At 69.0% G+C, this 841-nt stretch carries 2 protein-coding genes; both read right to left on the bottom strand.

Annotated features, from left to right (window positions below):
- Nucleotides 1-185, bottom strand: a 185-nt coding sequence (xseB, locus tag HA630_RS02100) for an exodeoxyribonuclease VII small subunit (RefSeq protein ID WP_208299921.1), incomplete at its 3' end; no start/stop codon positions are given.
- Nucleotides 182-841 (bottom strand): exodeoxyribonuclease VII large subunit (locus HA630_RS02095; protein ID WP_305792608.1); only part of this gene is annotated, 660 nt, incomplete at its 5' end. The genes xseB and HA630_RS02095, both read right to left, overlap by 4 nt.

The raw sequence follows: 841 nt of genomic DNA, 5'->3' as shown, positions 1-841 counted from the left end.
GCTTTGTCCAGTGCTTTGTCGAGCGCCTTCTCCACCGCATCGATGCGGGTCTGGCAGTTCTTGTACGCGGCCACCGACTCTTCGACGATCTGCAGGAGGTCGTCGATGTTGGGCTCGGTCTGCTCGCGCAGGGTCTGGGCGTGTCGCTGCAGCACGCCGTAGGACTCTTTGAAGCTCTGTTTCATGGTGGGTCTCGTTGCGGGTTGGGCTCTTCCTGGCCGAGCACGGTGCGCCTGCGCCCGTCCCGGAATTCCAGGGTGATGGGTGTGTCGGCGGCGCCGGCCTGGGCGTGGGCATGAGCGCTGGTGATGGCCTGGCCTTGGGCGTCGCGCACCAGGGCGAAGCCACGCTGCAGGGTCTTGTCGGGCCCCTGGCCGGTGACTTCTCGCATCAGGGCCTGGGTGTTCTGGCGGGCCTGGGCCACGGTGTGCCGGGCCAAGGCGGCGGTGTCGGCGTAGGTGTGCGCCAGGGCGTCCCGGCTGCGTTGCAGGTCGCTGGCGGCGCGTTGCTGGACGGTCTGCCAGTCGGCCTGGGTTTCGGCCCGGGCGCTGCGCAGGCTCTGGCGGGCTTCGGCGCGGATGTCGGCAAACAGCACGGGCACTTCGCGTTGGGCCCGCTGCAGGTGCAGCTGGGCGAACTGGCGCACGTCTGTGATCTGGTGCCGGACCATGTCCTGGGCATGGCGCACCGCGTGGTGGGCGTTGAGCTGGATCTCGGCTTTGAGGTCGCGGCTGTGCTGACGGGCTTGGGCCAGGTGGCGCTGGGCGCCCGAATCGATGGCGGTGTAGTTGGCCTGCACGGTGCGTCGTGTGCGTTCGAGCTGCTGCTCAGTGGCGCGCTG

The organism is Aquabacterium sp. A08 (assembly GCF_011742065.1).
The sequence above is the reverse complement of the archived record's forward strand: the minus strand, read 5'-3'. Positions and strand labels throughout refer to the sequence as shown.